General features: G+C 52.8%; 11 protein-coding genes. 4 read left to right on the forward strand and 7 right to left on the reverse strand.

The features are described from left to right. Nucleotides 1–4: 4 nt before the first annotated feature. From ftsL to ilvI, 6 genes are all read right to left on the reverse strand, one after another. Nucleotides 5–325 carry a cell division protein FtsL gene (ftsL, locus tag RAC90_RS12470; protein WP_006117670.1) on the reverse strand — a complete coding sequence of 107 codons (321 nt, stop codon included), beginning with the start codon at nucleotides 323–325 and terminating at the stop codon, nucleotides 5–7. Further along, nucleotides 322–1,263, reverse strand: coding sequence for a 16S rRNA (cytosine(1402)-N(4))-methyltransferase RsmH (gene rsmH, locus RAC90_RS12475; protein ID WP_054634505.1), 942 nt, complete (start codon nucleotides 1,261–1,263; stop codon nucleotides 322–324). Before rsmH ends, ftsL begins: the two co-directional genes overlap by 4 nt. Nucleotides 1,264–1,265: 2 nt before the next feature. Then, the gene (mraZ, locus tag RAC90_RS12480; RefSeq protein WP_006117668.1) at nucleotides 1,266–1,724 is read right to left on the reverse strand and encodes a division/cell wall cluster transcriptional repressor MraZ; all 459 of its coding nucleotides are present in this window, start codon (nucleotides 1,722–1,724) and stop codon (nucleotides 1,266–1,268) included. A 493-nt stretch (nucleotides 1,725–2,217) separates the two neighbouring features. Then, a complete protein-coding gene (cra, locus tag RAC90_RS12485; protein ID WP_006117666.1) occupies nucleotides 2,218–3,228 on the reverse strand; it encodes a catabolite repressor/activator in 1,011 nt (336 codons plus the stop codon). Between the two features lie 186 nt (nucleotides 3,229–3,414). Then, the gene (ilvN, locus tag RAC90_RS12490; protein WP_006117664.1) at nucleotides 3,415–3,906 is read right to left on the reverse strand and encodes an acetolactate synthase small subunit; all 492 of its coding nucleotides are present in this window, start codon (nucleotides 3,904–3,906) and stop codon (nucleotides 3,415–3,417) included. A 2-nt stretch (nucleotides 3,907–3,908) separates the two neighbouring features. Next, nucleotides 3,909–5,633 carry an acetolactate synthase 3 large subunit gene (gene ilvI, locus RAC90_RS12495; protein WP_006117663.1) on the reverse strand — a complete coding sequence of 575 codons (1,725 nt, stop codon included), beginning with the start codon at nucleotides 5,631–5,633 and terminating at the stop codon, nucleotides 3,909–3,911. 903 nt (nucleotides 5,634–6,536) lie between these two features. Here ilvI and leuA point away from each other — a divergent pair. The 4 genes from leuA to leuD are packed head-to-tail and all read left to right on the forward strand — an operon-like array spanning nucleotide 6,537 to nucleotide 11,211. Beyond that, entirely contained in the window at nucleotides 6,537–8,099 is a 1,563-nt protein-coding gene (gene leuA / locus RAC90_RS12500) for a 2-isopropylmalate synthase (protein WP_006117662.1), read from the forward strand. 2 nt (nucleotides 8,100–8,101) lie between these two features. Further along, nucleotides 8,102–9,193, forward strand: a complete 1,092-nt coding sequence (gene leuB / locus RAC90_RS12505; protein WP_006117661.1) for a 3-isopropylmalate dehydrogenase — start codon at nucleotides 8,102–8,104, stop codon at nucleotides 9,191–9,193. A gap of 4 nt (nucleotides 9,194–9,197) precedes the next feature. Beyond that, nucleotides 9,198–10,595: a 3-isopropylmalate dehydratase large subunit gene (leuC, locus tag RAC90_RS12510; protein ID WP_006117660.1), complete on the forward strand. Its 1,398-nt coding sequence runs from the start codon at nucleotides 9,198–9,200 to the stop codon at nucleotides 10,593–10,595. Between the two features lie 10 nt (nucleotides 10,596–10,605). After that, nucleotides 10,606–11,211, forward strand: coding sequence for a 3-isopropylmalate dehydratase small subunit (gene leuD / locus RAC90_RS12515; protein WP_033740246.1), 606 nt, complete (start codon nucleotides 10,606–10,608; stop codon nucleotides 11,209–11,211). 72 nt (nucleotides 11,212–11,283) lie between these two features. Here the strand turns inward: leuD and RAC90_RS12520 are convergent, their stop codons facing one another. Continuing rightward, nucleotides 11,284–12,462, reverse strand: coding sequence for an MFS transporter (locus RAC90_RS12520; RefSeq protein WP_375124387.1), 1,179 nt, complete (start codon nucleotides 12,460–12,462; stop codon nucleotides 11,284–11,286). Between the last annotated feature and the right edge of the window lie 53 nt (nucleotides 12,463–12,515).

Consider the following 12,515-nt stretch of genomic DNA (forward strand, 5'->3'; position numbering starts at 1 on the left):
GTCCTTATTTTTGCACCACGATGTTTTCCTGAGAAGGATCAACGTGCTGCATCTGCAGCTTCTCGGTGGCGATCCGCTCAACGCGGCTGTGATCGCCAAGGGCATTCTCTTCCAGAATTAAGTTGCGCCACTCAATGTCCAGCGCATCACGCTCAAGCACCAGTTGCTCTCGCTGGGCAGTCAGCAAGCGTGTTTTGTGCGTCGTTGTCACGACCAGCACGGCAGAAACCAGCACAGCAATCAGCAACAGAAAAGGGAGTTTCCCTTTACGCATAATGTCGCCCGCGATGACAGCGGGTAAGCTGTGCCGTTCGTTGCCAATCATGCGTCAGTTCGCTCCGCAATTCGTAAAACGGAACTGCGCGCACGGGGATTCTCTTTCACCTCCGTGTCGCCAGGTACCATTTTGCCCAGCAGCTTCAACTGACGCCCACCCAGTGCATTCAGTTGCTGCTCGGTCATGGGTAAGCCATGGGGCACCTGCGGCCCGCGGCTCTGATCGCGCATAAACCGCTTCACCAACCGGTCTTCCAGCGAATGGAAGCTGATGACAGACAAACGCCCTTGCGGAGCCAGCACATCGACTGCACCTTTTAATGCGGTGTCGATCTCTTCCAGTTCGCTGTTGATCCAGATGCGAATGGCCTGGAAGCTACGGGTCGCCGGGTGTTTGAACTTGTCTTTAACCGGTGTTGCTGCGGCAATCACCTCTGCCAGTTCTTTCGTGCGCGTCATCGGTTGATCCCGGTTGCGTTCCACAATCGCCCGCGCAATCCGCTTCGCAAAACGTTCTTCACCATAGGTTTTCAGTACAAAGGCGATATCGGCCTCTTCTGCCTGCATCAACCATTCGGCGGCAGAGTGGCCGCGCGTGGGATCCATGCGCATATCCAGCGGCCCATCGCGCATAAATGAAAACCCGCGTTCGGCATCATCCAACTGTGGGGACGACACGCCCAAATCCAGTAATATGCCGTCAATCTGACCTGCCAGTTCACGCTCTGCCACATACTCCGCCAGCGCGGAAAAGGGGCCATGAACAATGGAAAAACGCGGATCCTTTATTTCAGCGGCCGCGGCGATAGCTTGCGGATCACGGTCAATGGCGATGAGCTTTCCGTTGGCGCCAAGCTGCGCCAGAATCAAGCGTGAGTGACCGCCACGACCAAAGGTGCCGTCAATATAGATTCCGTCTTCCTTGATGTTGAGGCCATTCACTGCCTCATCCAACAGCACGGTGGTGTGTTTATAATTTTCCTGCATAGCTATAGCGATAAATCCTGCAACCGCTCAGATAAAGGCGACTGAGCTGACTGTTCTGCGTCAATATCATCCCTGACTTGTTGATACCAGGTCTGTTCATCCCACAGTTCAAACTTGTTGAACTGCCCAACCAGCATCACTTCTTTGCTTAAATTTGCATGCTGGCGAAGGGTATTCGCCAGCAATAAGCGGCCCGCATTATCCATCTGACACTCACTGGCATGTCCCAACAGTAAACGCTGCACGCGGCGCTCCATCGGATTCATGCTGGACAGACTCGCCAGTTTTTTCTCAATGATTTCCCATGCGGGTAAGGTGTAAAGCAACAGGCATGGCTGATGGAGGTCGATGGTACAAACCATCTGCCCCTGCGATTCCTCGTTCAGCAAATTACGGTAACGGGTTGGTACCGCCAGTCGTCCTTTGCTGTCGAGATTGACTAACGTTGCTCCACGGAACATGTCAGTCTCACCCCTCAGTTACCCATTTGCACCACTTTATCCCACTTTTTACCACAAAACGAGTTTAAGGATCGTAGGAAATCATTGTCAAGCCGGAGCGGCAGTAGAATATGATTATTTACCGAGGCGGGAATTAACACTGAAAAGGTTTCAAAACGCCGGAAGATGATTAATCAAAATTAAACTAATGAATAATTGAATAAAAAATTCAGCTCTGAAAAAAAACGGCGAAAATTAACACGTTTATTACGGTTGAATAATCCGATGCCGTTTTGAGACAGGGGACGCATTTTAGGGGATTTCTTAACGGAAGCCTAGCCACTCGCCTGATGTTAAGGGGCTAAACCAGCGATAAGTTGTAAGTAAACAAGAATGGTCTGTTAACTTAATTTGTTAGAATGAATGTTAAAGGCTTACGCTTTTTTACTTTGGATAAGAAAGAGTTTAAAAACAGCATTTAAACATCGGGGCAGACAAATCGCTGCCCGTATTATTAATTAGAAATTCTGCTTAATTGTCCGCGACGTAATAAATTGCGGCGAATACGCGTTAATCCAGGCTTGGGTTTACGCGGTTCATCGAGAGACGCTAATACTAATTCCAGTACCCGTTCGGCTACATCACGATGACGCTGGCCTACCGATAACACCGGGCACTCCAGGAAGTCCAGCAGTTCATGATCGCCAAAGGTGGCGATCGCCAGATTGGACGGCAGGCGGCCGTTACGCTTCAGGGTCACATCCATCACGCCCTGTAACAGGCCGAATGACGTGGTGAACAGCGCGTCTGGCATTGAGTGATCCTGCAAATACTTTTCGAACACGGCGGCCGACGCCGTGCGCTCAAAACTATTGCAATAGAGGAAGTCGATGGGACGCTCATCCCCTTTCCAGGCTTCTCTGAATCCCAGCTCACGCAGAAAGCTGACCGATAATTCTGGTAACGCGCCCATGAACAGAACGTTGCTGACCTTAAGCTGACGCAGTTCAGCCGCCAGGGCATAAGCATCGTCCTGGTCAGCACCGACCACGCTGGTAAAGTGTTCACGATCCAGCGCGCGGTCCAATGCGATGATGGGCAGGGGATTGTTAATCCAGCGCTGATAAAAAGGATGCTCAGGAGGAAGTGAAGTGGATACGATAATGGCGTCCACCTGGCGTTGCAGCAGATGCTCAATACAGCGCATTTCATTGTCAGGCTGATCTTCAGAACAGGCGATCAATAACTGGTAGCCACGCTGGCGGGCCTGACGCTCAAGATAGTTAGCAATACGTGTATAACTGGTGTTTTCCAGATCGGGAATCACCAGACCGATCGAGCGCGTGCGCCCGGCGCGCAGCCCTGCCGCCACAGCATTAGGATGATAGTTATGCTCGCGGACCACCGCCATGACTTTCTCGACGGTTTTATCGCTGACACGATACTGCCGTGCCTTTCCATTAATGACGTAACTGGCCGTGGTGCGCGATACACCCGCCAGGCGCGCAATTTCATCCAGTTTCACTGTAACCCCACCGTTAAGCGGGTCTGATAACCCGCAGATAAGCTATGGACATTCTTTTATCACATCTAACAGCAGAAAAGTGCGCGGAGCAACCGCTTTTCTGATGGTGAACCTTGTTCTGCACAAAAAAGAAAAAACCCGGCATTTCGCCGGGTTACATTCGTTTTAGATCGTTACTGCGCGTGATTAACGCATTATCCGTTCGCCACGTGAAACACCGACGATGCCGGAGCGCGCGACTTCTACAATTTCAGCCACTTCGCGTACCGTGCTTAAGAATGCATCCAGCTTATCGCTGGTGCCTGCCAGCTGAACCGTGTAAAGCGAAGGCGTCACATCAATAATCTGGCCCCGGAAAATTTCTGCGCTGCGCTTTACCTCTTCGCGGCCATAACCTGTCGCCTGAATTTTCACCAGCATAATTTCACGTTCGACGTAAGCGCCCTGCCCTAACTCGGTCACACGCAAAACATCGACCAGCTTATGCAGCTGTTTCTCAATCTGCTCCAGGACTTTCTGGTCGCCAACAGTCTGAATCGTCATGCGCGACAGCGTAGGATCGTCCGTGGGCGCAACCGTCAGGCTCTCAATGTTGTAGCCACGCTGTGAAAACAGGCCAACAACACGAGACAATGCGCCGGATTCGTTTTCCAGCAAAACCGATAAAATGCGACGCATAATTAAGTCCTCTCCGTTTTGCTCAACCACATCTCATCCATACTGCCACCGCGAATCTGCATCGGGTAAACATGCTCACTGCCGTCAACGTTAACATCAACAAACACCAGTCGTCCTTTTGCCAGAGTTTCCAGTGCCAGCGTCAGCTTCTCTTCCAGCTCCGCAGGATGACTGATGGCAATGCCTACGTGACCATAGGCCTCCGCCAGGCGAACGAAATCAGGCAATGATTCCATATAAGACTGAGAATGGCGGCCAGAGTAAATCATGTCCTGCCACTGTTTCACCATGCCCAGGAAACGGTTGTTCAGGTTCAGCACTAATACCGGCAGATCATACTGGAGCGCGGTCGAAAGCTCCTGAATGTTCATCTGAATACTGCCATCGCCCGTCACGCAAATCACGGTTTCGTCAGGCAGCGCCATTTTGACACCCAGCGCGGCAGGCAGGCCGAAGCCCATGGTGCCGAGGCCACCAGAGTTAATCCAGCGACGGGGTTTATCAAAGGTGTAGTAGAGCGCGGCAAACATCTGATGCTGCCCTACGTCCGATGTCACGTAAGCATCACCATTAGTAAGACGGCAGATGGTTTCGATCACGGCCTGGGGTTTGATTTTGTCACTGGTACGATCGTAGGCAAGGCACTGACGTCCGCGCCAGGTCTCAATCGACTGCCACCAGTCACGCAGACTGTCTAACTGCTGCTTCGCCTCCGTGTGATCAAGCAGTTCCAGCATCTGCTGTAACGTCTGTTTTGCATCGCCCACAATCGGAATATCCGCGGAGACCGTTTTGGAAATCGACGTCGGATCGATATCAATATGCATCACGGTGGCGTTCGGGCAGTATTTTGCCAGATTGTTGGTGGTGCGATCGTCAAAACGTACACCAACGCCGAAGATCAAATCGGCATTGTGCATCGTCATATTCGCTTCGTAGGTGCCGTGCATACCGAGCATACCTACGCACTGGCGATGGCTGCCAGGGAACGCACCCAGCCCCATCAGTGAAGTCGTGACCGGAATATTCAGGCGCTCAGCCAGCTGCAACAGCTCGGCTTCACACGACGACGTAATGGCACCGCCGCCGGCATAGATAACCGGCTTATGCGCCGCCAGTAAGGTTTGTAACGCACGCTTAATCTGGCCTTTATGGCCCTGAATTGTCGGATTATACGAGCGCATGCTCACTTCCTGCGGATAGTGATAAGGCAGCTTATTCGCAGGATTAAGGATATCTTTTGGCAGATCGATAACCACCGGTCCCGGGCGACCGCTGGATGCCAGCCAGAAGGCTTTTTTCAGTACCGTCGGGATCTCTTCGGTGTTTTTCACCAGAAAACTGTGTTTCACCACCGGGCGGGAAATCCCCACCATGTCACATTCCTGGAAGGCATCATAACCAATCAGCGAAGACGGCACCTGACCCGACAGAATGACTAATGGAATAGAATCCATATAGGCGGTCGCGATACCGGTGATCGCATTGGTTGCACCCGGCCCGGACGTCACCAGCACCACACCGACTTCACCGGTTGCGCGTGCCAGACCATCGGCCATGTGGACCGCACCCTGCTCGTGGCGGACCAGAACATGGTCGATGCCCCCCACAGTTTGCAGTGCATCATAGATATCGAGTACTGCGCCACCCGGATAACCGAACACTTGCTTCACGCCCTGGTCGATCAACGACCGGACGACCATTTCGGCTCCTGACAACATCTCCATTTTCTGCCTCCCGGCTTGAGGAACTGAATCCACTGGCGACGGCTTTTCCGCTAGCCATATGCATCCTGCCCTGTTTCGCCAATTAAAATCAAAACCTTATGTTTTTGCTAAGACCGCAGAACTCATTTCTGCGATCCAGATACAGAGAATTCTGCTGGGTTAATTTTTCTAAGAGTAGGTCGATTACCATAACCGTAGAAAAACGGGCTGGCAAACGCCAAACGCATTTGATGAAAGGCGGCGGGATTCAAAGCCTCTGCCCGCCAACTTTTGCCTGCGATTATTAAACTAAATACGTTCAATAATGGCAGAGGAAAATGCTGTGAATGATATTTTTTGTAGCCATATCTAAGAAATAAAAAAAACCTATGACGAACGGACTCAGCCAGCCATCTTTTCCTCATGCGTTTTTATGGCGTAATTATCTTATAAAAATTTAAAGCGCATGAGATTATGCTGCCTGAGATGGCCTGATTATGGATAAAGCGATACTGGAATATTAATTTATCATTATATTTCATCACCTTAAAAATCAGACTTTCTCCTGTAACCCCGTATCAGCAGTAATGAACGTCATGGGTTCTGTCCGCCTCGTTTAATACTCTGTGAGCGTCAAAAATGTCAGAACATTTTTCTTTGTGGCGGCTGAAAATAACCCTTCGCTTATGGTTGACATCGATTGTTGATTCCAGTACCAATAGATGCAGCAAAAAATTCACGGGGTTTGAAACATGTCACGTTCTTTTCGTCTATCAGGTCTACTACTTATCGCAAATTCTCTGCGCGGTAGACTTGTGGGCGAAATCAAACACTGATTTGAACCTGCTAAAAGTTAAAAACCCGCGCCTGTCGCGGGTTTTTTTATGCTCGTTGCAAGGCAAGAAACGCAAAAGGATGAACACGATGAGCCAGCAAGTTATTATTTTCGATACCACTCTGCGTGATGGTGAACAGGCCTTACAGGCCAGCCTGAGTGTGAAAGAAAAACTGCAGATTGCGTTAGCGCTGGAACGTATGGGCGTTGATGTGATGGAAGTCGGCTTCCCCGTCTCGTCACCAGGTGATTTTGAATCCGTACAAACCATTGCGCGTACTATTAAAAACAGTCGGGTTTGCGGCCTGGCGCGCTGCGTTGAGCAGGACATTGATGCCGCCTACGAATCATTGCGGGTTGCCGAGGCCTTCCGCATCCATACCTTTATTGCCACCTCGCCGATGCATATCGCCACGAAACTGCGCAGCACCTTACCCGAGGTAATTGAGCGGGCGGTGCGCATGGTAAAACGTGCCCGTAACTATACGGACGATGTTGAATTCTCCTGTGAAGACGGTGGTCGTACGCCCATTGACGACCTGTGCCGCATGGTCGAAGCCGCCATAAATGCGGGCGCAACCACCATCAATATCCCTGATACCGTTGGCTATACCCTGCCGAATGAATACGCCAACATTATCAGCCAGTTAATCAACCGCGTACCGAATATCGACAAAGCGATTCTGTCTGTGCACACACACGACGATTTAGGCATGGCCACCGGCAATGCGATTGCAGCGGTGCAGGCCGGGGCGCGTCAGGTGGAAGGGACATTGAACGGCCTGGGCGAACGTGCCGGTAACTGTGCGCTGGAAGAAGTGATCATGGCGATTAAAACCCGCCAGCAGATCATGAATGTCCATACCAACATTCACCATCATGAAATTTATCGTACCAGCCAGATGATAAGCCAGATATGCAATATGCCGATTCCGGCCAACAAAGCGGTTGTCGGATCGAACGCGTTTGCCCACTCGTCGGGCATTCATCAGGACGGCGTGATTAAGAATCGTGAAAACTATGAAATCCTGACGCCAGAATCCATTGGCCTGCATAAAATTCAGCTTAATCTGACATCCCGTTCCGGTCGTGCAGCGGTAAAACATCGCATGGAAGAGATGGGCTACACAGAGAGCGAATACAATCTGGATTCCCTGTATGACGCTTTCCTGAAACTGGCGGACAAGAAAGGTCAGGTTTTTGACTACGACCTGGAAGCGCTGGCTTTCATCGACAAACAAAACGAAGAGCCTGAATTTTTCCAACTGAATGATTTCACTGTGCAGTCAGGCTCCAGTATTACGGCGACCGCGTCGGTCAATCTGGGTTGTGGCGAACAGACGAAATCAGAAGCGGCGACCGGGAACGGTCCGGTTGATGCGGTTTATCAGGCCATTAACCGAATTACCCAGTTCAATGCCGAGCTGGTTAATTACAAGCTGACGGCAAAAGGTCACGGCGAAAATGCCCTGGGCCAGGTCGATATTGTGGTGAGCTACAACAACCGCAAATTCCACGGCGTTGGTCTGGCGACAGATATCGTCGAATCGTCTGCCAAAGCGATGGTGAACGCCTTAAACAACATCTGGCGAGCCAAACAGGTCGAGAAAGAGTTACAGCGCAAGTCTAAAGATCAGAAGGAAACGGTGTAATCATGTCAAACTCTTCACATATCGCAGTACTGGCGGGCGACGGTATCGGCCCGGAAGTGATGGCGCAGGCTATCAAGGTATTAGATGCCGTTCGTCAGCGCTTTAATCTGCGTATTACCACCAGCGAATACGATGTGGGCGGCATCGCCATTGACCGCCATGGTGAACCGCTCCCCCCGGCCACTGTAGCCGGTTGTGAGCAGGCTAATGCGATTCTGTTCGGTTCCGTGGGCGGGCCAAAATGGGAACACCTGCCCCCGGCTTCCCAGCCCGAACGTGGCGCGCTGCTTCCCCTGCGTAAGCATTTTAAACTGTTCAGTAACCTGCGCCCGGCGGCGCTGTACAGTGGTCTCGAAGCGTTTTGTCCACTGCGCAGCGATATCGCGGCACGCGGTTTCGACATTCTGTGTGTCCGTGAACTGACCGGCGGCATCTATTTTGGTCAGCCGAAAGGACGTGAAGGCAGCGGTCCGCATGAACGCGCGTTTGATACCGAAGTCTACCATCGCTTTGAAATCGAACGTATTGCACGTCAGGCTTTCGAGTCCGCCCGCAAGCGCCGCAACAAAGTGACCTCCGTGGATAAAGCCAACGTACTGCAAACCTCGGTCATGTGGCGCGAGATCGTCAACGAGATTGCGAAAGATTATCCCGATGTGCAGTTGAGCCATATGTACATCGACAATGCCACCATGCAGCTGATTAAAGATCCTTCTCAGTTCGACGTGCTGCTGTGCTCAAACCTGTTTGGCGACATTCTGTCAGACGAGTGCGCGATGATCACCGGTTCTATGGGCATGCTGCCCTCAGCCAGCCTGAGCGAAGACGGCTTTGGCCTCTACGAACCGGCTGGCGGCTCCGCACCGGATATCGCCGGGCAGAACATTGCCAACCCGATTGCTCAGATTTTGTCGCTGTCACTGCTGCTGCGCTACAGCCTGAACGCCGATGAGGCCGCTGCCAGTATTGAACGCGCCATCAGCCGTGCGTTAGCCGAAGGTTACCGCACCAAAGATTTAGCCGGTGATGGCCCTGCGATTAGCACCGATGAGATGGGCAGCATCATTGCTCGCTTTGTCGCCGAGGAAAAATAATAAAATGAAAACTTTATACCAGAAGTTATTTGATGCACATGTCGTTCACGAAGCGCCGAATGAAACGCCGCTGCTCTATATTGACCGTCACCTGATTCATGAGGTGACCTCACCGCAGGCGTTTGATGGCTTGCGGGCGCACGGTCGTAAAGTGCGCCAGCCGTCGAAAACCTTCGCCACCATGGATCACAACGTTTCTACCCAGACCAAAGATATTCATGCCTCGGGTGAAATGGCCCGTATTCAGATGCAGGAGCTGATCAAGAACTGTGCGGAATTTGGCGTGCAGTTATATGACCTGAATCACCCGTTCCAGGGCATCGTGCACGTCATCGGTCCGGAACAAGGCATGACCTTACCGGGCATGACCATTGTCTGCGGTGACTCGCACACGGCTACACACGGCGCTTTTGGCTCGCTGGCCTTCGGTATCGGTACCTCTGAAGTCGAGCATGTTTTTGCCACCCAAACCCTGAAACAGGGCCGTGCTAAAACCATGAAGATTGAAGTGACAGGTACGGTTGCCCCGGGCATTACGGCGAAAGACATCGTGCTGGCCATTATCGGCAAAACCGGCAGCGCGGGCGGTACCGGCCATGTTGTCGAATTCTGTGGTTCCGCGATCGAAGCGCTGAGCATGGAAGGCCGCATGACGCTGTGTAACATGGCTATCGAGATGGGCGCAAAAGCCGGTCTGGTGGCCCCCGATGAAACCACCTTCGCCTACCTGAAAGGACGTCAGTTTTCACCGGAAGGTGAGAAATGGGCGCAGGCCGTTGAATACTGGCGCACGCTGAAATCCGATCCGGACGCGAAATTTGACCGCGTCGTGACGCTGCGTGCAGAAGAGATCGCCCCGCAGGTTACCTGGGGAACGAACCCTGGGCAGGTTATCGCGGTGGATGCGCAGATTCCCGACCCGGCCTCGTTTGCGGATCCCGTGGAGCGGGCATCCGCAGAGAAGGCGCTGGCTTATATGAACCTGCAACCCGGTATCAAACTGACCGACGTCAGCATCGATAAAGTCTTTATTGGTTCCTGCACTAACTCGCGCATTGAAGATCTGCGCGCCGCCGCCGCGATTGCCAAAGGGCGTAAAGTTGCGCCGGGCGTTCAGGCTCTGGTGGTGCCAGGTTCAGGCCCGGTTAAAGCCCAGGCCGAAGCCGAAGGGCTGGATAAGATCTTTATTGAGGCCGGATTTGAATGGCGCCTGCCTGGCTGCTCCATGTGTCTGGCGATGAATAACGACCGCCTGAATCCCGGCGAGCGTTGTGCTTCAACCAGTAACCGTAACTTCGAAGGCCGCCAGGGCCGTGGCGGACGGACACATTTGGTCAGCCCGGCGATGGCCGCTGCTGCTGCCGTTAATGGCCATTTCGCTGATATTCGCAGCCTGACATAAGGACTCCATCATGGCAGAAAAATTTACGCAACATACGGGTTTGGTGGTGCCACTGGATGCCGCTAACGTCGACACCGACGCCATCATTCCAAAGCAGTTTTTGCAGAAAGTGACGCGTGTTGGTTTCGGTGCGCATCTGTTTAACGACTGGCGTTTCCTGGACGATCACGGCCTGGAGCCCAATCCGGATTTCGTGCTCAACTTCCCGGAGTACAAAGGGGCATCCATCCTGCTGGCACGTGAAAACTTTGGCTGTGGTTCGTCACGTGAGCATGCGCCATGGGCACTGACCGATTACGGTTTTAAAGTCGTCATCGCGCCGAGCTTTGCCGATATTTTTTATGGCAACAGCTTTAATAACCAACTGCTGCCGGTCACGTTGACTGAGGAGCAGGTAGACGAATTGTTTACCCTGGTAAAAGCCCGTCCGGGCATCCGCTTCGAAGTGGATCTGGAAGCGCAGGTGGTTAAAGCCGGCGACAAGACCTACAGCTTTAAGATTGATGATTTCCGTCGCCACTGCATGCTGAACGGACTGGACAGCATCGGCCTGACGCTGCAGCACGAAAGCGCGATTTCAGCTTACGAAAATAACCAGCCCGCCTTTATGCGCTAAGCTTCGTTATCACCGTACGGCCCGGTCTGCTGACCGGGCTTTTTTTTGCCCTGCGCATCTCACAGGCGCGGATCACGCCTCTTTGACTCTTCTGATCATCACCAACGTAACCAGCGAAATCGCTGCAATCACCCAGTACACACTGCCGTGCCCAAAATGTTCAACCAGCGCACCCTGACATAGCCCCGCTAGGATAATCCCGGTCGAAATGCTGTTAGTAAACAGGGTGGTGGCCGCGCCCGCCCGTCCAGGCATCAGATCCTGAAACCACAACATGCCAATGCCTGCGACCACGCCGATAAACAGGGCGTTAAACACCTGCAGGATCAGCAGCGCCAGATGGCTGTGAAACAGGATAAGGCCGCTGTAGAACACGACGGCAGCAGCCACGGCGGCGGCCATCATATTCCGCTTGCCCCATCGTTTGGCGTAAAAGCCCGCCACGATCATGACCGGGATCTCCAGCCCGGCAGCCGTGCCCATTAAGATTCCGGCCAGATTTTCAGGTAAGCCCAGATCCATACTGATCCATAACGGCATGTCGATGATATACATGGTGTTGCAGGTCCACATCAGCGTCGATGCGGCAAACAAAATACGCACATCACGAATACGCCATCCACTCAGCGGAATTCCGCCTGACTGCATCAGGGACGCGGTGCGCGGCACCGAGGGCACCGTGAACCAGATCAGCAGAAAACAGAGAAAAAACAGCCCGGCGGCCACGCTGAACAATGTGACAAAGCCAAAATTCAGCGCCAGCGCAAATGACAATGGCGGGCCAATCACCCAGGCCAGCGAGACCTGAGCACGCATGACAGAGCTGAACATCACCACTTCGCGCGAAGCACTGTCGGCATATTCACGCGCCAGAGCAAAAAGCTGCGGCATGGCGACATTCGCCAGCGACGACAGCAGTACGCCCAGCGTTATCAGCGTCAGATAATGGCGGGTAAAGGCGAACAGGAGCGCGTTTGCCAATGCCAGCATGCAGCACAGCAAGATGATATTGCGGCGATCGCCGACCCGGTCGGAACGTTTTGCGATCATCATGCTCACCACAATCCCGGCAACGGCATTGAGGGTAAAAAACAGCCCAACCCACAGCGGCGGCACCTGCACTTCTCGCGATAAAAACAGGCTCAGCGTCGGTGCCTGAAGCGCGCCCGCTACGCCGAGGATAAAGGCGGTTACCATAAAAGCGAAAAACACTGGATTAAAACGGCGCGAGAATGCTAACAAAGATTTCATGCCATATCCCTGACAGAACAACAATAGAAACGGGAAGCGTGTCCCCCGACCAT

Source organism: Pantoea sp. CS_6 (genome assembly GCF_041954745.1).
GTDB lineage: Bacteria > Pseudomonadota > Gammaproteobacteria > Enterobacterales > Enterobacteriaceae > Pantoea > Pantoea stewartii.